The organism is Pseudoalteromonas sp. US3C1004, from assembly GCF_048401065.1.
In the GTDB taxonomy this organism is placed as follows: Bacteria; Pseudomonadota; Gammaproteobacteria; order Enterobacterales; family Alteromonadaceae; genus Pseudoalteromonas; species Pseudoalteromonas undina.
This window is the reverse complement of sequence record NZ_CP183073.1, coordinates 746,994-769,855: the sequence shown is the minus strand read 5'-3', so window position 1 is coordinate 769,855 and position 22,862 is coordinate 746,994. Positions and strand designations below refer to the sequence as shown.

The window sequence follows — 22,862 nt, the reverse complement described above, 5'->3', positions numbered from 1 at the left end:
ACCTTAGGTGTAGCTATACATACTTAATTGATTAATCACTATTAACGAAGTAATGAGCCAATCATTTGTGTTGTGCTGTTAGCTGTGCTCAGTACAGAAATACCTGAATTCATAAGTAACTGTTGCTTAGTCATGTTAGATGTTTCTGCTGCGAAGTCAGCATCCATTAATGTGCCAGCTGCTGCTTGAGTGTTTTCTTTCATGTTGGTTACGTTATTCATAGTGTGCTCAAGACGATTCATTGATGCACCCATCGCAGAACGAGCTGAACCAATTGATTCAATAAGCGTATCAATATTCGCAATTCCAGCTAAAGAATCAGCTTGAGTGCTTAAATCAGCTATAGAGTTTTGTGCGCCAGTGACCGTATTAACTGCTGTATGAAGTGCCTGTACTTCTGCGCCTACACCTACGCTTAGGACTTCATCAGTTGATGAGCCAACCTGAAAAGTTACAGCAGTAGCAGTATCAGAGAACTTACCTAGACCTGATGCAGAAACAGCTCTTGTTCCTGCAGCGGCAGCGACATCAGCACCTACCGTTTGTGCAAGTAACTTTGTGCCACCATAATTAGTATTTTGTAAAATGCTTGCAAACTCATCTTCTAAAGCAATAAACTCAGCGTTAAGTGCTTCATTTTCTTTTGTGCCATTTGTACCATTGGCACCTTGGGTAGCGAGCTCTTTCATGCGATAAGCGATGTTAGTCATTTCATCAAACGCGCCTTCGGCTGTTTGCATCATCGACATTGCATTGTTTGAGTTATAAAGTGCGGCATCTTGGCCACGTACTTGTGCGTTTAGACGTGAAGCGATTTGTAGACCAGCCGCATCATCTTTTGCAGAGTTAATTTTAAAACCAGAACCTAAACGCTCAAGCGCTGTAGATAAATCGTTGTTGCTACGACCAAGTTGGTTTTGGATTGACATTGAAGCCATGTTTGATTGAATTGATAAAGCCATGTTTATTTCCTCTTTGAATGAATAGCTAAAGTAATTAGTGAACCTAAATCACCTTCTAATAACTAAGAGCGACCATATTTTTAATTACCTAAACTTTTTTCTAATTATTTTTATATTTTTTTAAGCAATGTGTTCAAAGCGGGTAAAATAGGCATTTTCGTTGGCTAAAAGCAGATAAGCGGAATCGCAGAAATAAAAAACGATGCAGCAATACTAAATTGCTGCATTAAAAAATTAGGTGAGTGAGTATTGCACCATATTACGAGTAATGTTTGCTTGCGACATAATCGCAGCCACACTATTTACACTTGGGTTTTGCATGTGCTGTTTAACCCCTAGACTTAAAGCAAGTAGTTCATCAGTGTTAGCTAATGAACTAGCAGAGTCAAGCTGCTCTAGTTGGCTTTGTAATTGTTGTTTTTGTGCCTGAATTTTTATTAAATTCGCTTTTAAATGGCGCTGCGCAGTTTGGATTTGCTCTCGGTGCTGAGCAATAGTGGCATTTTTATCGGCTATTTTAGCAAGTTCATTCAGAGGGTTATCTAAATCATTGAGCTGCAAAGAAATCGGGTTTCCTGCAGCAATTCGTACACCTTGACCACTCATCACCCAAGGCTCTAAAAGTGGAGCCGCATTATCTTTTTGCGCACTAAAAAGCAGACGGTTTTCACGATTAAGCTCAACATTTATATGATGTGGTGCAAACGCATTTTGAATGGCAGTTAAATTGGTTTTTTCATCTTGATAGGCTGGTATCTTTAAGCTTAATGATTTGCCCGAGCGACCCATCACTAACTGGATATTTTCTTCATGTGGACGTGCGCTAAGCAGGTCTATATTTGCATTAAGCTGTTTGCTAATAGCGCGATTTGGATCCGTTATTTTCAGCTGAGTATCAAGTCCTGAGCCTTTTTTATTTGCTGTGTTTTGTAATGACGCTATTTGCACTTTAATTTGCTGTTGTTGCATGGGTTGTGGCTGAGTGTTAGCAGCTTGGGTATTTAATTGTTGTGCTAATTTTTCAAGCCCCATATACAAATTACGAATAGTGCTTTCGCTTTGTTCGGCTTTTGCTAGCGCTTGACTCAGTGCCCCGCGCTGCGCCCAGCCAGTCAGTACTTTAACTTGGTCCTCTCTGGCAACAATTTTGTTTTTCCACAAATTGTTAGCAGAATCCTTTGTTGATGTAACGAGTGCATCCGATTTATTGGTATTAACCAAGTCAATTGCTTGCGCTTTTTCGCTACTTTTAACCAGCATAGTTAGTTCCTGAAAGTATTATAATTTTAAATGTATGAAAACAATGAAAGTTTACTTACTGTCGAGTAAACCTGCATCGAGGATTCATACGCCGCCATAGATTCATTCATCGAAATAAACGCTTCTGGATAATCTACAGCACTTAAATCGTCCTGCAAATTAACCGTAAATGTGGTGATATCTAGATTACTCGTTGTAATCGAATCAAGCGAAGCCATAGTAGAGCCTATGGTGGTCACTTGGCTACTAATAGTACCTAAAAAGTCAGCTAATTTATCTATCATCACCCGTGATTGATTGCCAACACCACCTGCTGGCGGATTATTTACATCAACAAGATAGTCTTGCATGGCATTTAAAAAACCGGCACCAGGATCTAAATCATTACCTACGATATTGTTTTTTACACTTGAGTCGTCAGATACAGCGACTTCTCGGACAATATCGTCACCGGCATAAACATAATTACCCGTCGCATCAATTTGAAACGGTTTTTCATCGGTTTTACTACCCGAAAAATAATATTGTCCATCGCTGTCGGTTGCATTTAGTAAATCAACAATTGCCGGAAAAGCCACACTCATTTCTTGGCCGAGTGCTTTAATTTCTGCCTCGCCCATTGAACCATCAGCTGCGGTGGTAATTAAACTTTGCAATGAATATATTTGGTTAACAATACCGGTTAGCTGTACTTCTTGTTGACCTAATGAAAAGTTAACTGCATCCATATTGGTTTTGTATTGCTCTAACGATTTTATTTCTGAACCTAGGTTCATGATCATTACAGTGCCAAGCGGATCATCTGAGGGCTTGAGAATACGCTTATTGGTTGCTAACTGAATTGATTTTTCGTTAAAGTTTTCAGTATTACTTTGAATGTTTTTGATTGAATTTAAATGAAACTGATGACTACTAACTCGCATAACATTGCCCTTTTAAAACATTTGCAGTAAAGATTTAAACATTTGATCTGCTGTGCTGATCACTTTGGCATTGGCACTGTACATTTGTTGAAAATGCATTAAGTTTGCCGCCTCTTCATCAAGGTTCACCCCGCTGTAGCTATCGCGCGCAGCAATGGCGTTTTCACTTAAATTAGTAGCGGTGGTAATGCTATTTAAGTTTTGCTTACTAGTAATAGCAAGATCTCCTACTAATAACGTAAACTTATCGCCTTTTCCTGCCATTGAAGCAACAATATTAGCAATATTAGAGTTATCACCAGGTCCTGAGGTACTACTGTCTTTAAAACCAAGTTTATCAGTGGTGATCGCAGGGTTAATCTCAATCGTCCCTAATGGGTTTAATGGATTGTATGTAAACAGTGCTTCACCGGGGTCGTTATTTAAATCAAAACCACTTTGTAATGCATCATTCATATCATCGGCAAGGTCGGCAACTAAGCTATTTAAGGTTGCAAGGGTTGGTTTTATTACATCGTTATCAACGCTTATTAAGCCACCAAATTGACCACCAACGTTTTTATCAAGGGTGAATTCTTGACCAATAAAGTTACTCGTTACTGTTGTTCCATTTACTGAGATTGATGCCGCTTTACTCCCTACCACCAGCGGGGCACCACTTAAGGTACTAATATCAATAAAGCCATTATCTCGCTCAACAATAGACACGCCAATATGCCCTGATAACTGGTTTACTAGGCGTTCTCGATTATCTTTTAACTCTGCGGTTGATTGCTTGTTTGCTGTTGCTAATCCAATGCTACTGTTAATTTCGGCTATTTGCTTAGTAATAGAAGACACATTAAGCGCCACATTACTCATTTGTGCATTTAACTTTGTTGCTTGTCCTGCCAAAGCGCCATTAATTTGCGCAATATCTTGCATAAAGCCCTCTGCAGAGGATAAAAATTGTTGCCTGAAAGCCTGTGAATCAGGCTTGGTTGCTGCAGCATTGAGTGCATCTGTTAGGCTTGCAAGGGAGTTATTTAAGTTTAACGAGTCGGTACCAATGATTTGCTCAATAAAACCTAGATATGACTGTTTGTTTTCATAATAAGTGGTATCAGAATTAGTGCGCCAAATATCGTCATTTAAAAAGGCGTCAACAACCCGATCAACAGACGCCACCTCAACCCCGCCTAAATATACATTAGAGGTTTTAAATTGAGCTTGCTGACGCGAATAACCCTCAACGGCTGCATTCGCGACATTTTGCCCTGACACAGTCAGTGCAATATTTGCAGCATTGAGGCCGCTTAACGCGTTATTTAACATAGACATAATTAACTACCTAATCGTATTAGCATTCAATGGCTGAACAAATGCCGATCCCGCATAAATATCATAGCTTTGGGTTGGCTCAACGCTTTCAGCACCTTTATGTTGATCATTAGCGACCAAGCTTTGGCTATTCTTAAATGTATTTTCTATGGGGGCAATTTTCTCATCAAACTGCTTAACAATCGCTTCGGCTAAACCCAGTTGATGAGTTGACGCTAAATGCTGCGCGGTTTGAGCATTATGCATATCTCTAAATTGCGCTTGCTCGTTACTATTAAAAAAACCATTGTCACCGGCCATAGTTTTGGTGGTGCTATCCATACTTTTTAATACCAGCTGTAAAAAAATAGCTTCAAACTGCTCTGCCGCCTGTTTAACGCCTGCCTCACTGTTGCCAGTAATGTTTTCAAGATGGGTCGGGTCAATCGCTAATGACTGAGATAATTGGGTTGATGACTCTATTTTCATGGCTATTTCCTTTAAATAACTAATAGCTCGGCTTCTAGAGCCCCAGCATTATCAAGTGCAATTAATATCGACATAAGCTCGGCTGGCGTTGCGCCAAGTGCATTTACCGCTTTTACAATTTCATCTAATGAGGTGCCTTCAGGCCACAACAGCATATTTTTTTGTTGTTGATCTACTGTGATATCACTTGATTGCGTGGTCGTAGTTTGGCCATTTGAAAACGGCCCTGGTTGCGACACTTGCTCTTGTTCACTTATGGTAATGGTTAAATTGCCATGGTTAACCGCAGCCTGATTAACTCGCACTGTATTGTTCATTACGACAGTACCTGTGCGGCTATTAAATACAATTTTTGGGCGCTCAGAACCTTGCTCTACAGTAATATCTTGTAGCATCGACATAAACGTGTTGCGACTATTGGCATCGCTTGGCGCACTAACCACTAAGCGCGCCCAGTTTTCAGCAGTAGCTACATCAGGCCCAAATACTTTATTGATAGCACGTACAACATTGCGGGCAGTTTGATAATTTGGATCTTTTAAATTAAGAATTACATCACTTTGACTTTCATACATAGCCATAACACTGCGCTCAATAATTGCACCATTAGGAATAAGCCCTGAAGTAGGCACATTAACAGTCACCGAGGAGCCACTTTTACCGCTAGCATTAATGCCGCCCACCACTAAATTACCTTGTGCTAGCGCATACACTTTGCCATCAACCCCTTTTAACGGGGTCAACATTAAGCTGCCACCATGTAAGCTTTTTGCATCGCCTAATGAGTTCACAGTTACATCAATCGCTTGACCTGGGCTTCCCATTGGCGGTAACGTAGCATGGACAGCAACAGCCGCTATATTTTTTGATTTTGGTAATCGCTCTTCATCTACAGAGACACCAAATTGCTTTAGCATATTACTTAGCGATTGGCCGGCAAATTTTACTTGGGCTTTATCACCCGACCCCGGCAAGCCCACTACTAAACCGTAACCCACGAGTTGGTTTTCTCGCACACCTAGCACATCAACAATATCTAATAATGGACGTGCTTTGGCGGTCACAGTTGCAGGCGCTAATAGGCTAAAAAAGCACACTAGCATTAATAGTAAATATTTCATTAAAACCTCAGTAATCCCTTAGAACGGGTTTAAGAATCGGGTAAATAAAGTGGTAAACCAACCTGGGCGATTCGCATCAGCCAATGTGCCTTTGCCGGTATAGCTTATTTGCGCTTCAGCAATACGAAGCGACGAAACACGGTTACTTACATCAATATCGCCAGGGCGAACTAGCCCTTCAATTTCAATGTATTCATCGCCTTGATTAAGTTTAATTTGCTTACGCCCTTTAATAACCAGCGACCCATTAGATAAAACATGATTAACCCGCACGGTAATAGCGCCACTGAGGAAGTTTTGTTGGCTGGCGCTGCTTTCACCGTCAAACTTGGCACTCGAGCCTATACCCAAATTAAAATCAGCTACATTGAGTGCACCAGCAACTGGCACTGAAACATCCAAGTCGGTACTTTTATCTAAACTCGAATCGGCACTTTTACTTGATTGCGTGCGCTCGTTAAGCACCACAGTTAAAATATCGCCAACTCGGTAAGCACGTTTATCTGCATACAAAGAAAACATATAGTTATCTTGAAATAAGCTACCATCTTGCTGATTCAAACCCTGTGCATAGGCATCTTGGCTTATTTCATAGTCTTGAACTGATTTTTGAGTGGTGTTTTGCGGACATTTAACTTCCCCATACACCACTTCGCATTCCACCATTTGGGTTTTTGACGGGGTATTGCTACAACCAGCAACACCTAAAAGCAGCAAAAATAATGTTAACCTATTCATCATAATCATACGTTTTGGTTTATAAAGCGCAGCATTTCATCTGCCGCAGAGACCACTTTAGCGTTCATCTCGTAAGCGCGCTGTACGGCAATCATGCTTACCATTTCATCAACAACGCTCACGTTTGAGCCTTCAATAGTAAATTGTTGTAAGCCACCAAAAGCATCTTCACCGGGGATCCCCTCAACAGGTTCACCCGATGCTGCTGTTTCGCGGTACAAATTACCACCTAAGCTTTGTAAGCCTGCAGGATTTGCAAAGTTAACTGTTAACATTTGACCTAACTCAACCGCTTGCGCATCTTTACCCACTACCGCAGTAACGGTGCCGTCGGTGCCAATACTCACTTTAGTGGTGCCCTCTGGTAGCGCAATATTTTGTGCCAATGGTAAGCCGTTGCTGTTTACCAGTAATGACTCGGAGTTAAGCTGAAACTGACCGTTACGGGTAAATAATAACTCGCCGTCAGGGCTTTCAATTTGAAAAAAGCCTTGCCCTGCAATGGCCACATCTAACTGATTGCTGGTTGTTTCAAAGCTACCTTCGGTAAATTGCTTTTGCGTACCGTTAATACGAACACCGGTTCCCACCTGAATCCCAGATGGCAGCTGATTAAGCTCATCTACTTGCGCGCCAGGCTGTTTTTGTACTTGGTAAAATAAATCTTCAAATACCGCTCTGTCTTTTTTAAAACCGGCAGTGCTTACGTTCGCTAGGTTATTCGATATTGTTGTCATTCTTAAATCTTGCGCTGCAAGACCGGTTTTACTCACCCATAATGCTGAATTCATGTTTGGCTTCCTATTTACCCACGTCCACTGATAAGCTTATTGCCGCTGGTCGCTAATTCGTCAGCAGACTTCATCATTTTTACGTTCATTTCAAATTGGCGGCTAATATTCATTGTTTTGATCATTTCAGCCACCGCATTCACATTAGAACCTTCTAAAGCACCGGTTCTTACTGTAATTGTTTCGTCGGCTTCAAGCGGCTGTAAATCGTTAGCTCTGAGTAAGCCATCAGCACCTTTAATTAAGTTTGCATCGGTACTGGCTAATTTAATTTGCGCATCTTCTGCAATTACACCGCCGCCAATGGGGGTTAGGTTGATCATGCCGTTTGAGCCAATTTCAATATCACCAAACTCAGGAAGTTGAATATCGCCACCGTCACCTTGCACACGTCGGCCATTAACAGTAATAAAGCCATCGGCATCAACCACTAAATTACCCGCGCGGGTATAAGCCGGTTCGCCATTGTCATCCATCACCTCTAAATAACCGCCGTTGCTCAGTGCTAAATCAAGATTACGGCCAGTGTCCATGATTGGGCCTGACGATAAGTCAGTAGTTACTGGTGTTAGTTGCGCGTGGTAACGAGTACGAAAGCCCTCGCCTTGTACCATCATTGATTGCGCTTGCTCTAAGTCGGCCTTAAAACCTACGGTGCTAACATTTGCTAAGTTATTTGCAGCAACGCGTAAGGCGGTATTATTAAGTTCAGCACCCGAAACGGCGGTATAAATTAACTTTTCCACGCTCAGCTTCCTTAGGTGTTACTAAATAAAATTTGCATCATTTCATCAGCACTGCTGATGGTTTTAGCATTGGCTTGGTAATTTTGTTGAAATGACATTAAGCCAACCAGCTGTTCACTAATATCAACATTTGAGCCCATAAATGAACCCGACAGTAATTTACCCAGTGAGCCACTTTCAGGCTCGCCATAAAGTGCAGAGCCTGACTCTTCAGTTTGATACCACACGGTATTACTGCCTTGCTCTAAACCATCAACGTTCGCAAACGAGGCAAGTACAACTTGGCCTTGTAATTTAGATTCACCGTTAGTAAATGTTGCAAATACACGGCCGTCGTCTTCAACCTTCACACCAGAAAACGCCCCTGAGGTATAGCCGTTGGCATCGTTTTCGTTAACACTGAAACTTGAACCAAACTGCGTTGTACCATCGAATTTAAGCGCGATATTTAATGCTGCTGCGCCACTGGTTATTTCTGCATTACCTGGCGTTGAAGTAATAGGTACCTCTAAATCAACCGCCGTTAAGTCGCCTGAAAACGGCACCATTTGGCCATCGGTATCAAAGTTAAGTGTAATGGTACCGGCGTTAATTGAACCACCCGCACCATCATCAATAGCTTGAGTACCTGTCGTCGCACCAAGCGCTGAAAGCTGAGCTTGAGTAAGGGGTTTACCATCTAAGAAAAACATCGCTTGCCATTCGTTGCTACCCGTATGGTTAAAATACTGGGTCATTACATGGCTGTTACCTAAGGAGTCGAATACTTCGGTAGATTGAGAAAAGTTATATTGGCTACCATCTTTAGGATCAAATACCGCTGGAGCTGTAGGATAAGCAATCACGTCGCTAGAAGAACTTAAGTTACCGTTAAAGTTAATATTGGTACTGGCTTGTGCTTCTATGTTTGAGGCTTCAATTTTTAAATCGGTTAATACACCCGGTACAATTGTCGGATCACCACCATCAACCTGAGACACGCCAAAACCTTGCAGTTTGCCGCCGTTGGCATTAACAATATTTAAGTCGTTATCTAACTGAAACTGGCCTGCTTGGGTGTAAGCCGTACGGCCGTTTTCTGATATGGCAAAAAAACCTTGGCCATCAATAGCAATATCCAGCGCATTACCGGTGCGCACAATTTCACCACCGGTGACAAAATCTTCTTTAACATTGGCAACTTTAACGCCGCCGCGTTGACTGCCGTTATAAACCGCGGCAAATTCTGCGGTGTTATTTTTATAACCAGCAGTACCCGAGTTAGCAATATTATTACTGGTTACTTCTAATCCTGTTTGGGTACTTTTAAGACCACTTAATCCTATATTGAACATAGACATATTATTTATTCCTCTTATTTATGCCACTTGATTAATTTCAGTGATACCAAAATTACCCAAACCATCGACTTGTAATAAAATATCTTCTAACGATTTACCTACAGAAACACGCTCAACCTCACCACTTAGCCAAGTATCAAGCTGCTTTGGTACCTCTTCAGTAGTGGCATACGCTCTCACTGCATACGCACCGGCTTCTTGGTTTTCAAATTCAAAACGCAATGAACCGACTCCAGAATAAGGCAGTTGTTTTTCTTCAACTAATTCACCATCTTGGTTATAAAGTTGCACAGTGACAGAGTCTGCCGCTTCCCCTAAATTAACCATGCCAGAGACACTGCCATCTTGTTCAAGAGCAATACTGCTTGCTTGTACATCAACCGTTTGGCCAACCATATTAGTGGCTTCAAGCACCGCTAAGCTGCTCACATAATCCAAACCATCGGCGGTGTTTTGGCGAATGCTTTGTAACGACTCAACATTAGAAAACTCCGCAAGCTGGCTCACATATTGAGTGCCGTCCATAGGTTGTAATGGATTTTGATTACTAATTTGCGCAACAAGTAACTCTAAAAACATGGTCGACATTTCATCTGCTGAGCTATTACCGGCAATATTCGTAGTGTTTTTTGCCCCGTCGGCTGCGCTTGGAACGGCTGAATTAACTTGCATAAAATTATTGTCCTAACTTAAGAATGCTTTGCTGCATGCTATTTACACGCCCCATAACTTCAACAGATGTTTGGTAGCTACGACTTGCAGACATCATGTCGGCCATTTCTTCAAGTGCATTTACGTTGGAGTAAAATACATAACCATCGTTGTTAGCAATTGGATTATTTGGCTCGTAGCGCTGCTCTACCGCACGATTTGACTCAGTGATCCCTAATACATCAACCGAGGCTGAAATTGATTGGCTGTCTTGTGTTTGTTTGTACAAAGCAGAAAATACTGGTTTAAGTGCCTTGTAAGCGTCGGCTTCTGAACCGGCTGCGGTATCGGCATTGGCTAGGTTAGATGCAATGGTATCGAGGCGAATAACTTGAGCGCGCATGGCGCTGCCGCTAGCGTCATAAATTGAATTAAAAGACATTATGATTTCCCTGAAATAACTTTATGTAAGCCATTTATTTTCATATTTAAGAAGGTCAAACTGGTTTGAAAATCCATACTGTTGCTGGCAAATTTTGCTTGCTCAATATTTAACTCAACAGTGTTGCCATCACTTGATGGTTGATAAGGAACGCGATATTTAAGTTCATCCGTTTGTACACCAGCAAAATCAACATCTCTGTTTTGCGAAAAACTGGATGAAACACTTTGCATAATTTGACGGTAATCTACATCTCGAGATTTAAACCCAGGCGTGTCAACATTAGCCAAGTTACTGGCAATGACTTCTGCTCTGTCTAACCTTAATTTCATTGAAAAAGGGTGAACACCTAACGCTTTATCAAATAGTTCCATTGTTGCCTCTAATTTTTGTTTCTTGTATGCTTTCGCGCTTCGCATACACTTTCTACCTTGTGTATAACAACCTTTATGCCAACTTTTAAAAGTATATTTTTTCAATGACTTACATAAAAAAAGAGCAAAAAACAGCCCAACACACGGAAGCTAAACTTCCCCAAGGGAAGCGTTGGCTTTTCCGCTTACTTTTAACTATTGGACTTCTGCCAGCTCATGCTATGGCCATCCCCATTAATTTTGATAAAGAAATTCGGCAGTTTTTGCACAGTGAAATTAAGAGCTATTTGCGCTCAGTTAATTCGCAAAGTCAGCGACAAGATATAGAATTATTTATTCCTAAAGGCAGCGAAAATTTAAGCTGTGATGAATTGCAAATCACTCGCTCACAAAATCACACGCCACCTGCAGGCAGGGTGAGTATTTCTGTATCTTGCCCATCGCCTGCTTGGCGTTTTAGAGCCAGTGCCAAAGTAAGTGTGTGGATAAACCTAGTAGCTGCCAAGCACACTTTAAACCGAGGTAAAGTGCTTAATAAGCAAGACTTAGAATATAAAGGCGTGGATTTAGGTAAGCACCGCCACCAAGGCGAAACAAGTATTGACCAGCTAGTTGGACTCACCGTTAAACGCGAAATTGATAAAGGCACAGTGATCTCCAACCGATACCTAGAAAAGCAGTATTTAATCAATAAAAATGAGCATATTTCACTACAAATAACGACCGCAACTTTCTCAGCCAATGTTAAAGCCATCGCTCTTGAAGATGGCCAGCTTGGTGAGGTTATTAATGTAAAAAATTTATCATCAAAAAAAGTAGTTCAGGGAAGAGTAATTGCGCAAGGTGTGGCAGAAGCCGCGTTTTAAAAAATGTCGAAATAAAAGTTAAGTAATGCTTGTACTTGGTCGCTGATATAAACTAAGCAATATAAATTCGATAAACGAATTAGGTAACAAACAATGAATATAAGCGCAATAACAACCACTGCGGTTGAACAAAGCCAAAAAACAAACCAGCGTTCATCACTGGATGCAAAACCAGAGCAACAACCTGTAGCGGCTAAACAAGAGCAAGTAAATTCAGTGAGTGCATTAAGTAAATCAATAGACTCAACATTTCAAGATTTAGCTGCAAAGCCAGACGTTGATATGGATAAAGTAGCCCAAATGAAAGCGGCAATTGCCAGTGGTGAATTTAAAATTAATATTGATGAAACCGTTAACGCTATGGTTGAACTTCATAAAAAATGAAAACTGTAAAAGAGTATATTGTAAGTCTGCAACAAGACATTACTAAGCTAGACGCTTTAATTGAATTACTTGAAACGCAATACGAATTGCTAAGCCAACGTAATGTGCAGCTAGAAACACATAATAAAAAAATGCTCGGCTTTTTAGAAAGCTTAAATGAATCGCACAACCAGCGCGATGGCTTTTTGGTGAGTTTAGGCTTGCAAGGTGGCAAAGAAGGTTTAGCACAATTAACCGCGCTTCTACCTGTTGATATAAACACCCTTACTACTAAGCTATTGCATCAGCTTGAGCTAAAAACTAAAACCTGCAAAATAATGAATGAACGCTCAGGGCAATTACTTTCAAGCCAACGTCGGTTATTACAGCGCTTAACTGGCGGTGAAAACAAACAAGCTTACCCAGAAATGCCTTTATAAATACGTTACATAAAGGCATTTTCTTGTTTAGTCACTTTGCGCTATATTTTCACTTTACTCCTATTATTACCTTTAAAACCCTATCTTGAGTCCAAAAATAGTTGTTTCGCTAAAACTTAGTATTATTAGCTTTTGTGCAACTTTGCGGCTAATTGTATTTATAATAAGCAAATAGCGGCTAACGTCACCTTTATTAGACTAAAGAATGATTGCTGCTGAATCTGCTGATTTTATGACCTTTTCGCTATTCTGCATGACAAGATCACACTGTAAAAACAAAACAATAAACCACTGAATTTAAAGACCTTTTAAATTTAACAAGCCAGTTACAACACATCCCTTTGCTATTTTTGTTAACACTTACAAAGCGTTAAACTGGGCTATGCACGACCTTTTGCCTAATTACAATCTGTAGCAAGCTGTTTTACCCTGCGCACTCAACGTTCATTTGCTTTGTAAAAGCTGTATTTTTATTTTGAGTTAGCAACTAAGTTGCAGGAGAAGTCATGACCACCAAGCCGCTAGATGATAATTCATCTGATGCTATATCAGGAGCGGATACTCAAACCGTGTCCGATAGCTATGAAAATCTTCATAAGCCAAGCTCTGAGTTTGAAAGCCGCGACGCTTACCTAGAGCACGAGCTGCAAATTATGCAGCCAAAACGCTGGCGTCCAAATTTACCGTTTAGAGATTATCGCTTTGAATTTGAAGACACCATTCCAGCGATGGCCGCAACTATAGGTAAAGTTGTGATGGTTGCAGCCATTGCTGCCACGTTTGCAGGCCCTTTAGGCTTAAGTGATGACTTTGTACTTGAAAACGTACGCTACGAACTTTTAATTGTTTCGTTATTTATTTTACTATTTTCTGGCTTTATTTTACCGACCGCTAACTTAGCGGGTACTCATGGCCCACTCATTCCATTAATTCCTATTGTGGTTGCCGCAGGCGGACACCCTATGGCCTTTGGTTTGCTCATAGGAGCCTTTGGATTGATATTAGCATTTAGTAAAGGCGGCAGTCTCATGGCCAAGCTCACCAGTAAAGGAGTGTGTGGTGGCTTACTTCTTTATTTAGGCTTTGTGGGTACCATTTCACAAGTTAAAAAGCTGTTTGCATGGGCTGAAGAAATTCAAATGACCCATATTGCCTTTATTGTAATCTTAGCCACAATTTTACTTTATGCTTTATTGGAGCATTACAAAAAACGCTGGTTAGCCGTGCCACTGAGCTGTTTAATTGGTGGTTTTACTGCTTTTGCATTGGGTGCACCGTTTGAGTTTCATACTGCACCGGGCTTACCAAACATGAACCCTATGTACTGGTGGGGCGAAAACACCGGCTGGATGCTTGGCTTACCAACAGCAGAAAGCTTTGTAGTTGTACTTCCTTTTGCAGTTTTAGCAGTTGCTATGTGGTCGCCTGACTTTTTAGGCCATCAAGTATTTCAAAAAATTAGTTACCCAGAGCGTACTGAAAAAGTACAAATGAATATTGACGATACCATGCTTAGCGCATCAACAAGACAAACCTTTGGCTCGCTATTAGGCGGTGCTAACTTTGCGTCATCTTGGGGCACTTACATTGTTCCTGCAGCTATTGCAAAACGCCCTATTCCTGCAGGCGCAATTTTAACTGCGTTATTTTGTATTATCGCGGGTGTTTGGGGCTATCCAATGGACTTAGCTATTTGGCAGCCAGTATTGTGTGTTGCATTAATTGTAGGGGTGTTTATTCCACTACTTGAAGCGGGTATGGAAATGACCCGTGAAGGTAAAACCACCCAATCAGCCGCCATTGTGGTGTTTGCATCAAGCCTAGTAAACCCTGCATTTGGTTGGTCACTAACTATGCTACTTGATAACTTGGGCCTTATTGGCTGTAAAGAAAGAAGTGCTGATTTATCGCGAATGAGTCGCTGGGTCATCCCACTTATAATGTTTGTATTATTAACCGGTGTAATGGCACTGGTAGGTATGCTACCAGGCATTCCTGCGCTAATGCCAAGCTTTAGACATTAATTCCTTTATTAAACAGCAAAGCGAGCTTTAATAGCTCGCTTTTTTATTGTACTTATAAAAAACCAGCACAGTGTACTTGCAATAATCCCCCTTGAAGTAACAGCCCTGAAGTAACAGTCCCTGAAATAATTACAAGCCACCCTGCAGAATTTTTATAAAACTCGCCACCAGCTAAAAAACCTTATGTATCAAAAAAACCATAACCAGTTGATATATAAATGAAATTAAACATTTCACTTTCTGGTATAGGCTTTGCACCTATATAAGTGAACGTTAAAAATCATTTTATTAGTAACGCTTTTAAAATGAAAAATCATCACTCTTAATAAGGAGCTAATTATGAATAGCGATCGTATCGAAGGAAACTGGAAAGAACTTAAAGGTAAAGCGCAACAAAAATGGGGCGATCTTACCAACGATGATTTAGATAAAATTGAGGGTAGCCGTACCGAGCTTGTTGGTAAAATTCAGCAAAAATACGGTAAATCCAAAGATGAAGCCGAGAGCGAAGTAAATGACTTTGAGAAAGGTCATTAATATAAAGCGTGTTAACAGCTTTACTTGCTAATAAAAAACCGCCAATTGGCGGTTTTTTGTTATCTCAAGCTTAACTATTTTGCCAGCGCTAACTTCACTGCTGCCTCGGCATGTATTTTGGTGGTATCGTAAAGCGGAACCTGCGTATGTTGTGGCTTTACCAACAAGGCGATTTCAGTACAACCTAAAATGATGGCCTGCGCGCCTTGCTCAAATAATCGCTCTATAATACGCACATAATCGGCTCGCGAATCGTCATCAATAATCCCTTGGCATAACTGCGAATAAATAACCTCGTGCACACGCTTTCGCTCATTAGGCTCAGGTATTAATACCTCAATGTTATGCTTATCGGTTAAACGCTCTTTGTAAAAGTTTTGCTCCATTGTAAATTGCGTGCCCAATAACCCTACTCGCGTAATGCCATCGTGCTTTAATTGCTCGGCGGTGGCATCGGCGATGTGCAAAATAGGAATGGTAATATTACTGGCAATCTCATCGGCCACTTTATGCATAGTGTTGGTACAAATAAGTAAAAAGTCGGCACCACCACCCTCTACAGATTTAGCTGCCTTGGTGAGTAACTTAGCTGTTTGATGCCAATCGCCTTGATGCTGTAGTGCTTCAATTTTTGCAAAATCGACGCTCACCATACAAATTTTAGCACTATGTAGTCCACCCAATGAGTTTTTAACGCCTTCGTTTAAAGCTTTGTAATAGCTGGCTGTTGACTCCCAACTCATGCCTCCTAACATACCGATTGTTTTCATAGCTAGTTCCCTCTCTCGATCGCAGTTTACGTTTCACAGTAAGTTAAAAATAACAGCTCTTCACTAGAAACTTAATTAGCTTTATTAACTGCACTGATCACAGCGTCAGACAATAACAACTTTTCGTCTTTATATACTTCAAGCCAACCTGGTGGTGAGGTATCACAACCAATTACCGTTACTTGCAATACGTAACTATAACGTCCGTTTTTAAACGTATAGTGATGATTGCCGCCACTACCTTCAAAGGTAATATCACCATTAATTAAAACGATATCAGGCTTATCGCTTGGGCTTTTATCAATGCTCCACGACGCATAACGGAAGTTTCCATCGCCTAAATCATCAACACGAACTCGGTATTTTGCTGTGTCCCAATCAAGTATTGGTTTTTGAAAGGTTTTAATACTTGAATGGAGTGATTGTTTATTTTGAGCGATTAACTTTTCTGCATGTGCTTGCTCAGTGCTATTTTGTGTATTCACAGCAATAACTTTGCCGTCTGTGTCTACCCACATTACGCCGTTATTGAGCATAATGCCGCGCCAACCTACGCTATCCCAATCGGTATTAATATTAGAGCTACCAATAACGGCAACAAGTTCATCGTCAAACACTTCATCAAAGCGGTTAATAAACTCAGCTTCATTTTTAATATCAGGAAGTGGATACTGCCTTTTTAAAGGGTAGCGAATATGCGCAGCAATAGCAGTTTTATCATGTGCTTTAAAAGCAGCAATAACAGGTAAAACACTCTCATGATACTTTTGATCAAGCGCAAAACTCTGCATATTGAATAAAAAAGCCAAGCTCAATATAACGTAATTTAGAAACTTCAAGTGTAGTCCTTTATTTAAGAGTATTACTAATAAAGAAGATTTCGGTAAAAGTTAAAAACAAAAAATCTCAAAGAATCAACTCAAGTATTGGAGTTACTCTTCTTCTCATCCCAACTTTCGATTATAAAAATACTTGCGGTATGTGCTGCATGAACAGCCAACCGGGCATGTCTAGGCTTAATATTATATCTAGTCCGACCTTCGGCATGCGCAGCACTAGCATGTGTGCGCAGTGCACCAATACCACTAACTGTTGAGAACAGCCCACTTAATATTTGTATTAAATCTTTATCTTGGATAAGGCCAATATCAAAACCCAGCTCGCCCTTAATTACTTTCCAAACACCTTGTAAATCTTTTTTAGCAGGCATAGTTAAACCTTCATCTTCTATAAACGTTTTACAAATAGCTTCTAATATATTGCACGCTGCTAATACAGCTTCTCGGGGATCACTTGTTATATTATCCATTGCACGCTCGAACTCAGCATTAATTGCTGGTAAATCTCTATTTTTTATTAACGCTGATAGCGATTGCGATGGAGCACTTGCACCTTCCTGAATGAAACCACCTATTCTATATTCTAAGTTGTAACTAGAGAGGCACTGTTTTATCTTTTGTACATATTTATAGGCCGTATTCTCAACTTTTTGAAACATTATCTCACTGAATTCATTTTGAAATTCAGGATTCTCCATATAGTTTTCAATTAATTTAGCAACTACGGATATCGGGTTATCAGATTTATTATTTATTCTTCTTAGCCACGTCTGTGCTTTAGAAGATTTAGAACCTTCAGGAGGTTCGCCTGGCGCGTTAGAGTACAAAAAAAGAGAATCCATCGTAGCATGAGTCTCTAGAGAGGAGATTGCATCGGCTAGAATTGATATAAGAGGTGCTGGTATTTGTTTATTCATAAATTGAGAAGTCCTTTTAACTATCTAATTATGTTAACTACTCTACTACAAAAAAGTCCAACAGACTTTTATTACTACTTTAAGTGCCTCACAAAAAACGAGCCTAAATCGGCTCGTTTTTGTTTTACTGATAGCTGACAGCTAAAAACTGACCGCTTCAACTTTTGACCGCTGCTCTTTTATTCTGGCTCATACCCCAAGTTAGGCGATAACCACCTTTCGGCTTCTGCGAGCGTCATACTCGTTCGCTTGGCGTAGTCTTCTACCTGATCCTTCTGTACTGCTGCTACCGCGTAGTATTTCGCTTGTGGGTGTGAAAAGTACCAACCTGATACCGCAGCACCTGGCCACATGGCGTACGAGCTGGTGAGCTGCATACCAATGCGTTTTTCAGTATCGAGTAGTTGCCAAATTTTCTTTTTCTCGGTGTGCTCTGGGCACGCTGGGTAACCCGGTGCTGGGCGAATACCTTGGTAGTTTTCGCGAATGAGTTCATCGTTAGGCAGGTTTTCATTAGGTGCATATCCCCAATACTCTTTACGCACTTGTTCGTGCAGGTATTCGGCAAAGGCTTCTGCGAGCCTATCAGCAACCGCTTTTATCATTATTTTATTGTAGTCGTCTTGCTGTGCGTCGAACGCATTGGCGAGGTCGTCTTCTTCTAAGCCACCTGTTACCGCAAACGCACCAAAGTAATCAGGCGTGCCTTTTGGCGCAATGTAATCGGCTAAACAGTAATTAGCAAAGTCGGTTTTTTCGGTTTGCTGGCGCAAATGGCACGAGGTAGTTAATAGCTCTTTGCGCGTTTCGTCGGTGTAAATTTCTATATCATCGCCCACACGGTTAGCTGGGAATAAACCAATAACACCTAATGGCTGTAAACTGCCTGACTTTTCAAGTTCATCGAGCATGTCGTTGGCGTCTTTAAACAAGCTTTGTGCTTGTTCGCCCACTACTTCGTCGGTCATTATGCGCGGATATTTACCGGCGATTGACCAGGTCATAAAGTACGGCGTCCAGTCTATGTATTTGCGTAAAGTCGCGATTGATACATTTTTAAACTCAGTCACGCCCAGCTTTTTAGGCACGGGTGGGGTGTAGTTATCCCAATCAAGCTGTGCTGCATTATCACGGGCGCGCTGTATGGTAACCGGTTTTGAGCGCGGCTTTTTGCGTGCTTGTTGTTCGCGTACTTTGTCGTACTCGGCGGTGGTTTTAGCTAAAAATTCTGCTTTATGCTCTTTTGATAATAAGTTAGACACCACACCCACGGCGCGGCTGGCGTTATTTACATACACCACGCCTTTGTCGTACTGCGGCTCTATTTTAACTGCGGTATGCGCTTTTGAGGTGGTTGCCCCACCAATCATTAACGGTAGCTCAAAGCCACGACGTTTCATTTCTTTGGCAACGTGTACCATTTCATCAAGCGATGGAGTAATTAAGCCCGAAAGGCCTATAATATCGGCTTTTTCGTCAATTGCTGTTTGCAGTATTTTTTCGGCAGGTACCATTACGCCTAAGTCGATTACTTCGTAGTTATTACATTGTAGTACTACGCCAACAATGTTTTTACCTATGTCATGCACGTCACCTTTTACGGTAGCCATAACAATTTTACCATTGGTGGCGCCTTCCTCTTTTTCGGCTTCAATGAATGGGTCGAGGTAGGCGACCGCGCGTTTCATTACCCGAGCCGATTTAACCACTTGGGGTAAAAACATTTTACCGGCACCAAATAAATCCCCAACCACGTTCATGCCATCCATAAGTGGCCCTTCAATGACGTGAATAGGTTTATCGGCGCCAGCACGGCACTCTTCTGTATCTTCATCTATAAAGGTGGTTATGCCTTTTACAAGGGCGTGCTCTAAGCGCTTCTCAACCGACCAAGTGCGCCATTCTAAATCTTCTACCCGCTCAGCTTGTGCCATGCCTGAGTATTTAGGCGCAAGTTCAACAAGGCGCTCGCCAGCACCGGGGTCGGTGTTAAGAATTACATCTTCTACGGCTTTGCGAAGTTCCTCGGGGATGTCGTCGTAAACAGCAAGTTGCCCTGCGTTTACTATGCCCATATCCATACCCGCTTTTATAGCATGGTATAAAAACACCGAGTGAATCGCTTCGCGTACTGGGTTATTACCTCTAAACGAGAACGATACGTTTGACACCCCACCCGACACTTTACAGTGCGGTAAATTTTGCTTAATACGGCGGGTGCCTTCAATAAATTCTACGGCGTAGTTGTCGTGCTCTTCTATGCCGGTGGCAACGGCAAATATATTGGGGTCGAATATAATGTCTTCTGGCGGGAAGCCAATTTCGTCGACCAAAATACGGTAGCTGCGCTCACAAATTTCAAACTTACGATCGGCGGTATCGGCTTGACCTTCGGTATCAAACGCCATCACAACAGCGGCGGCGCCAAAGCGTTTTATAATTTTAGCTTGGCGAATAAACGGCTCTTCACCCTCTTTAAGTGAAATGGAGTTAACAATGGCCTTGCCTTGAATACACTTTAAGCCTGCTTCTATAACTTCCCACTTTGAGGAGTCGACCATTATAGGTACTTTAGAAATATCAGGCTCTGAGGCAATTAAGTTTAAAAACTTAACCATGGCCGCTTTTGAGTCCAGCATGGCTTCGTCCATGTTGATATCAATAACCTGTGCGCCATTTTCTACTTGTTCGCGGGCCACATTAAGAGCGGTCTCGTAGTCTTCTTCCATGATCAAACGTTTAAACATGGCCGAGCCAGTTACGTTAGTACGCTCGCCGACATTGGTAAATACTGCAATTTGTTGGGTCATTGGCGGCTCCTTAATTTAAGTTACAGGCTTCTAGGCCTGATAAACGCATACGCACTTCAAGCTCTGGTAATTTTCGTGGTGCTGTGCCTTCAAGCCCTTTGGCAAAGGCACGAATGTGCGCAGGCGTAGTGCCGCAGCAACCGCCAACAATATTAATAAAGCCCGATTTACCCCAATCTATGATCTCTTTTGCCATGTCGTCTGCTTCTAAATCGTATTCTCCGAACTCATTGGGTAAGCCCGCATTAGGGTGAACAGAAACAAAGGTTTCGCACACGCGTGATAGCTCTTCAACGTATTGGCGTAGTAAATCTGGCCCTAGCGCGCAATTTAAGCCAATTGAAAGCGGCTTAATATGGCGAATAGAGTTATAAAATGCTTCGGTGGTTTGCCCTGAAAGCGTGCGGCCTGAGGCGTCGGTGATAGTGCCTGATATCATCACTGGTAATGTACGCCCTGCTTGTTCAAACGCTTCTTCTACCGCGAATGAGGCGGCTTTTGCATTAAGCGTATCGAATATTGTTTCGATTAAAATAATATCTACACCGCCTTCCATAAGTGCAAGGGTCGACTCCACATACGCAGTCACTAACTTATCAAAGGTAATATTACGATAGCCTGGGTCGTTTACATCCGGAGATAACGAACAGGTTTTAGATGTTGGCCCTAAAACACCCGCTACATAGCGCGGTTTTTCTGGGGTTTTAGCGCTAAATTCATCACATACAGCACGGGCTAACTTAGCTGACTCTAAATTAACTTCACGGCTTATACTCGCCATGTCGTAATCTTCCATCGAAATGGTGGTCGAGTTAAAGGTGTTGGTTTCGATAATATCGGCACCGGCGGCTAAAAAGCTGCGGTGTATATCAGTAATAATTTCAGGCTTGGTTAGGCTTAATAAATCGTTATTACCTTTAATAAGCACGTGCCAATCTTTAAAACGTTCACCACGGTAGTCTTGCTCTTCAAGCTTATGCGCTTGGATCATGGTTCCCATTGCACCATCTAAAATTAAAATGCGCTGTTTGAGCGCATCACTCAGCTGTTCATGCTTATTGTTTTGAGGATTATTCGGCATAGTTGTTAGTCCTTACGTCTTGGCTAACTAAGTTAATATCATAGGGTGTGGTTTGGTAAACGTAATAATTTAACCAGTTTGAAAACAGTAAAAACGCGTGGCTTTGCCATGTTTTAGACGGTTGTTTGCTGGCATCGTCATCAGGAAAATAGTTTTCAGGCTTTGGCGCATCGGGGCTTTTTTGTAAATCGCGCTCATATTCGGCTTTTAAACTGTCGGCATCGTATTCGGGGTGGCCGGTAATAAACACTTGGCTGCCCGATTTATTTTTAAGTAAATACGCCCCTACTCGTTCAGAGCCCGCTAATACCACCAGCTCTTCACAGGCGTTTATTTTATTAATATCTATGTGGCCATAGCGTGAGTGGGGTACTAAAAAGGTATCGTCAAAGCCGCGGGTAAGTGCACCATGGGCAAAGTAGCATTGGTGGGTAAACACCCCGCAGAGTTTATTGTCTTTTAAATCGCGCTTTAAATTATAACGGTGGTATAAGGCCGCGTGGGCAGCCCAGCACGAAAACAAGGTAGAAGTTACATGTTGCTCGGCCCAATCAATAATTACTTTGAGCTCTTCCCAATACGCTACTTCTTCATACTCTAAATGTGCGAGCGGTGCACCGGTAATTAACAGTGCATCGTAGTTGTTGTTTTTTACTTCTGAGAAATAACGATAAAAAGTATCTAAGTGTTGCTCTGAGTTGCTACTACTGCGGTGCGTATCAAGGCGCAATAGCTCAACATTTACTTGCAGCGGAGAGTTAGCCAACAAGCGAATAAACTGTACTTCGGTTTCTACTTTATTAGGCATAAGATTAAGAATAGCCAAACGCATAGGGCGTATTTCTTGGGTTTTTGCACGCGTTTTTGGCATTACAAACACGTTTTCATGACGTAAACGTGCAATAGCTGGCAATTCGTCTTCTACTGTAATTGGCATTCTTAAAGCTCCTGCTCATAAAAACCGAGAGTTAATACGCTCTCATTATGAACAGAATGCCAAAAATATCAACCTCTAGATGTATAGATGTCTAAATTAAATTTATTCACGCGGTTTGTATAAATTGAATATGTACTTTAAA

General features: G+C 41.5%; 24 protein-coding genes. 5 read left to right on the top strand and 19 right to left on the bottom strand.

Annotated elements, in window-relative coordinates:
- Positions 1 to 41: 41 nt before the first annotated feature.
- The 13 genes from ACNSN3_RS03575 to flgB form a co-directional block, all read right to left on the bottom strand.
- Positions 42 to 962 (bottom strand): flagellin, encoded by a 921-nt coding sequence (locus ACNSN3_RS03575; protein ID WP_418608586.1) that lies wholly within the window; start codon positions 960 to 962, stop codon positions 42 to 44.
- A gap of 234 nt (positions 963 to 1,196) precedes the next feature.
- Entirely contained in the window at positions 1,197 to 2,222 is a 1,026-nt protein-coding gene (locus tag ACNSN3_RS03570; protein WP_418608585.1) for a flagellin, read from the bottom strand.
- 26 nt (positions 2,223 to 2,248) lie between these two features.
- On the bottom strand, positions 2,249 to 3,145 hold the full coding sequence (gene flgL, locus ACNSN3_RS03565; protein ID WP_013464386.1) for a flagellar hook-associated protein FlgL: 897 nt from the start codon (positions 3,143 to 3,145) through the stop codon (positions 2,249 to 2,251).
- 12 nt (positions 3,146 to 3,157) lie between these two features.
- Positions 3,158 to 4,465, bottom strand: a complete 1,308-nt coding sequence (flgK, locus tag ACNSN3_RS03560) for a flagellar hook-associated protein FlgK (RefSeq protein ID WP_418608584.1) — start codon at positions 4,463 to 4,465, stop codon at positions 3,158 to 3,160.
- Positions 4,466 to 4,471: 6 nt separating this feature from the next.
- Positions 4,472 to 4,933, bottom strand: coding sequence for a rod-binding protein (locus ACNSN3_RS03555; protein ID WP_055011657.1), 462 nt, complete (start codon positions 4,931 to 4,933; stop codon positions 4,472 to 4,474).
- A gap of 11 nt (positions 4,934 to 4,944) precedes the next feature.
- A complete protein-coding gene (locus ACNSN3_RS03550; protein ID WP_010391158.1) occupies positions 4,945 to 6,054 on the bottom strand; it encodes a flagellar basal body P-ring protein FlgI in 1,110 nt (369 codons plus the stop codon).
- Between the two features lie 18 nt (positions 6,055 to 6,072).
- Positions 6,073 to 6,795, bottom strand: a complete 723-nt coding sequence (locus tag ACNSN3_RS03545; RefSeq protein ID WP_418608583.1) for a flagellar basal body L-ring protein FlgH — start codon at positions 6,793 to 6,795, stop codon at positions 6,073 to 6,075.
- A gap of 2 nt (positions 6,796 to 6,797) precedes the next feature.
- Positions 6,798 to 7,583 (bottom strand): flagellar basal-body rod protein FlgG, encoded by a 786-nt coding sequence (gene flgG / locus ACNSN3_RS03540; RefSeq protein ID WP_010391154.1) that lies wholly within the window; start codon positions 7,581 to 7,583, stop codon positions 6,798 to 6,800.
- Positions 7,584 to 7,597: 14 nt separating this feature from the next.
- A complete protein-coding gene (locus ACNSN3_RS03535; RefSeq protein ID WP_010391152.1) occupies positions 7,598 to 8,329 on the bottom strand; it encodes a flagellar basal body rod protein FlgF in 732 nt (243 codons plus the stop codon).
- Between the two features lie 11 nt (positions 8,330 to 8,340).
- Entirely contained in the window at positions 8,341 to 9,669 is a 1,329-nt protein-coding gene (locus ACNSN3_RS03530) for a flagellar hook protein FlgE (protein WP_010391149.1), read from the bottom strand.
- An 18-nt stretch (positions 9,670 to 9,687) separates the two neighbouring features.
- Positions 9,688 to 10,341: a flagellar hook assembly protein FlgD gene (locus tag ACNSN3_RS03525; RefSeq protein WP_054202054.1), complete on the bottom strand. Its 654-nt coding sequence runs from the start codon at positions 10,339 to 10,341 to the stop codon at positions 9,688 to 9,690.
- A 4-nt stretch (positions 10,342 to 10,345) separates the two neighbouring features.
- A complete protein-coding gene (gene flgC, locus ACNSN3_RS03520; protein ID WP_010391144.1) occupies positions 10,346 to 10,762 on the bottom strand; it encodes a flagellar basal body rod protein FlgC in 417 nt (138 codons plus the stop codon).
- On the bottom strand, positions 10,762 to 11,181 hold the full coding sequence (gene flgB, locus ACNSN3_RS03515) for a flagellar basal body rod protein FlgB (protein WP_010391142.1): 420 nt from the start codon (positions 11,179 to 11,181) through the stop codon (positions 10,762 to 10,764). The genes flgC and flgB overlap by 1 nt, the downstream gene beginning before the upstream one ends.
- Positions 11,182 to 11,240: 59 nt before the next feature.
- Between flgB and flgA the strand changes: the two genes are divergently transcribed.
- From flgA to ACNSN3_RS03490, 5 genes are all read left to right on the top strand, one after another.
- Positions 11,241 to 12,002: a flagellar basal body P-ring formation chaperone FlgA gene (gene flgA / locus ACNSN3_RS03510; protein WP_418608582.1), complete on the top strand. Its 762-nt coding sequence runs from the start codon at positions 11,241 to 11,243 to the stop codon at positions 12,000 to 12,002.
- A gap of 93 nt (positions 12,003 to 12,095) precedes the next feature.
- Positions 12,096 to 12,386 carry a flagellar biosynthesis anti-sigma factor FlgM gene (gene flgM / locus ACNSN3_RS03505; protein WP_016899394.1) on the top strand — a complete coding sequence of 97 codons (291 nt, stop codon included), beginning with the start codon at positions 12,096 to 12,098 and terminating at the stop codon, positions 12,384 to 12,386.
- Positions 12,383 to 12,805: a flagellar export chaperone FlgN gene (gene flgN, locus ACNSN3_RS03500; protein WP_010391136.1), complete on the top strand. Its 423-nt coding sequence runs from the start codon at positions 12,383 to 12,385 to the stop codon at positions 12,803 to 12,805. Before flgM ends, flgN begins: the two co-directional genes overlap by 4 nt.
- A gap of 506 nt (positions 12,806 to 13,311) precedes the next feature.
- Positions 13,312 to 14,829, top strand: coding sequence for a DUF3360 family protein (locus tag ACNSN3_RS03495; protein ID WP_418608581.1), 1,518 nt, complete (start codon positions 13,312 to 13,314; stop codon positions 14,827 to 14,829).
- A gap of 339 nt (positions 14,830 to 15,168) precedes the next feature.
- Positions 15,169 to 15,366 carry a CsbD family protein gene (locus ACNSN3_RS03490; protein WP_418608580.1) on the top strand — a complete coding sequence of 66 codons (198 nt, stop codon included), beginning with the start codon at positions 15,169 to 15,171 and terminating at the stop codon, positions 15,364 to 15,366.
- A gap of 74 nt (positions 15,367 to 15,440) precedes the next feature.
- On the opposite strand, the gene ACNSN3_RS03485 is transcribed toward ACNSN3_RS03490, so the two are convergent.
- The 6 genes from ACNSN3_RS03485 to ACNSN3_RS03460 all read right to left on the bottom strand — a co-directional run bounded on the left by ACNSN3_RS03485 (position 15,441) and on the right by ACNSN3_RS03460 (position 22,720).
- The gene (locus ACNSN3_RS03485) at positions 15,441 to 16,136 is read right to left on the bottom strand and encodes an aspartate/glutamate racemase family protein (RefSeq protein WP_418608579.1); all 696 of its coding nucleotides are present in this window, start codon (positions 16,134 to 16,136) and stop codon (positions 15,441 to 15,443) included.
- A 71-nt stretch (positions 16,137 to 16,207) separates the two neighbouring features.
- On the bottom strand, positions 16,208 to 16,975 hold the full coding sequence (locus ACNSN3_RS03480) for a hypothetical protein (RefSeq protein WP_418608578.1): 768 nt from the start codon (positions 16,973 to 16,975) through the stop codon (positions 16,208 to 16,210).
- Positions 16,976 to 17,055: 80 nt separating this feature from the next.
- Positions 17,056 to 17,892 carry an abortive infection family protein gene (locus ACNSN3_RS03475; RefSeq protein ID WP_418608577.1) on the bottom strand — a complete coding sequence of 279 codons (837 nt, stop codon included), beginning with the start codon at positions 17,890 to 17,892 and terminating at the stop codon, positions 17,056 to 17,058.
- A 179-nt stretch (positions 17,893 to 18,071) separates the two neighbouring features.
- A complete protein-coding gene (metH, locus tag ACNSN3_RS03470) occupies positions 18,072 to 20,702 on the bottom strand; it encodes a methionine synthase (protein WP_418608576.1) in 2,631 nt (876 codons plus the stop codon).
- 10 nt (positions 20,703 to 20,712) lie between these two features.
- Positions 20,713 to 21,783, bottom strand: coding sequence for a homocysteine S-methyltransferase family protein (locus tag ACNSN3_RS03465; protein ID WP_418608575.1), 1,071 nt, complete (start codon positions 21,781 to 21,783; stop codon positions 20,713 to 20,715).
- Positions 21,773 to 22,720 carry a homoserine O-succinyltransferase gene (locus tag ACNSN3_RS03460; RefSeq protein ID WP_008111930.1) on the bottom strand — a complete coding sequence of 316 codons (948 nt, stop codon included), beginning with the start codon at positions 22,718 to 22,720 and terminating at the stop codon, positions 21,773 to 21,775. Before ACNSN3_RS03460 ends, ACNSN3_RS03465 begins: the two co-directional genes overlap by 11 nt.
- Positions 22,721 to 22,862 lie beyond the last annotated feature (142 nt).

What these genes read in the sequence shown, in the direction of transcription:
- ACNSN3_RS03575 (WP_418608586.1), bottom strand. Translation starts at nt 962, where the DNA reads ATGGCTTTATCAATTCAATCAAACATGGCTTCAATGTCAATCCAAAAC.
- ACNSN3_RS03570 (WP_418608585.1), bottom strand. Translation starts at nt 2,222, where the DNA reads ATGCTGGTTAAAAGTAGCGAAAAAGCGCAAGCAATTGACTTGGTTAAT.
- flgL (WP_013464386.1), bottom strand. Translation starts at nt 3,145, where the DNA reads ATGCGAGTTAGTAGTCATCAGTTTCATTTAAATTCAATCAAAAACATT.
- flgK (WP_418608584.1), bottom strand. Translation starts at nt 4,465, where the DNA reads ATGTCTATGTTAAATAACGCGTTAAGCGGCCTCAATGCTGCAAATATT.
- ACNSN3_RS03555 (WP_055011657.1), bottom strand. Translation starts at nt 4,933, where the DNA reads ATGAAAATAGAGTCATCAACCCAATTATCTCAGTCATTAGCGATTGAC.
- ACNSN3_RS03550 (WP_010391158.1), bottom strand. Translation starts at nt 6,054, where the DNA reads ATGAAATATTTACTATTAATGCTAGTGTGCTTTTTTAGCCTATTAGCG.
- ACNSN3_RS03545 (WP_418608583.1), bottom strand. Translation starts at nt 6,795, where the DNA reads ATGATGAATAGGTTAACATTATTTTTGCTGCTTTTAGGTGTTGCTGGT.
- flgG (WP_010391154.1), bottom strand. Translation starts at nt 7,583, where the DNA reads ATGAATTCAGCATTATGGGTGAGTAAAACCGGTCTTGCAGCGCAAGAT.
- ACNSN3_RS03530 (WP_010391149.1), bottom strand. Translation starts at nt 9,669, where the DNA reads ATGTCTATGTTCAATATAGGATTAAGTGGTCTTAAAAGTACCCAAACA.
- ACNSN3_RS03525 (WP_054202054.1), bottom strand. Translation starts at nt 10,341, where the DNA reads ATGCAAGTTAATTCAGCCGTTCCAAGCGCAGCCGACGGGGCAAAAAAC.
- flgC (WP_010391144.1), bottom strand. Translation starts at nt 10,762, where the DNA reads ATGTCTTTTAATTCAATTTATGACGCTAGCGGCAGCGCCATGCGCGCT.
- flgB (WP_010391142.1), bottom strand. Translation starts at nt 11,181, where the DNA reads ATGCGAAGCGCGAAAGCATACAAGAAACAAAAATTAGAGGCAACAATG.
- flgA (WP_418608582.1), top strand. Translation starts at nt 11,241, where the DNA reads ATGACTTACATAAAAAAAGAGCAAAAAACAGCCCAACACACGGAAGCT.
- flgM (WP_016899394.1), top strand. Translation starts at nt 12,096, where the DNA reads ATGAATATAAGCGCAATAACAACCACTGCGGTTGAACAAAGCCAAAAA.
- flgN (WP_010391136.1), top strand. Translation starts at nt 12,383, where the DNA reads ATGAAAACTGTAAAAGAGTATATTGTAAGTCTGCAACAAGACATTACT.
- ACNSN3_RS03495 (WP_418608581.1), top strand. Translation starts at nt 13,312, where the DNA reads ATGACCACCAAGCCGCTAGATGATAATTCATCTGATGCTATATCAGGA.
- ACNSN3_RS03490 (WP_418608580.1), top strand. Translation starts at nt 15,169, where the DNA reads ATGAATAGCGATCGTATCGAAGGAAACTGGAAAGAACTTAAAGGTAAA.
- ACNSN3_RS03485 (WP_418608579.1), bottom strand. Translation starts at nt 16,136, where the DNA reads ATGAAAACAATCGGTATGTTAGGAGGCATGAGTTGGGAGTCAACAGCC.
- ACNSN3_RS03475 (WP_418608577.1), bottom strand. Translation starts at nt 17,892, where the DNA reads ATGAATAAACAAATACCAGCACCTCTTATATCAATTCTAGCCGATGCA.
- metH (WP_418608576.1), bottom strand. Translation starts at nt 20,702, where the DNA reads ATGACCCAACAAATTGCAGTATTTACCAATGTCGGCGAGCGTACTAAC.
- ACNSN3_RS03465 (WP_418608575.1), bottom strand. Translation starts at nt 21,783, where the DNA reads ATGCCGAATAATCCTCAAAACAATAAGCATGAACAGCTGAGTGATGCG.
- ACNSN3_RS03460 (WP_008111930.1), bottom strand. Translation starts at nt 22,720, where the DNA reads ATGCCAATTACAGTAGAAGACGAATTGCCAGCTATTGCACGTTTACGT.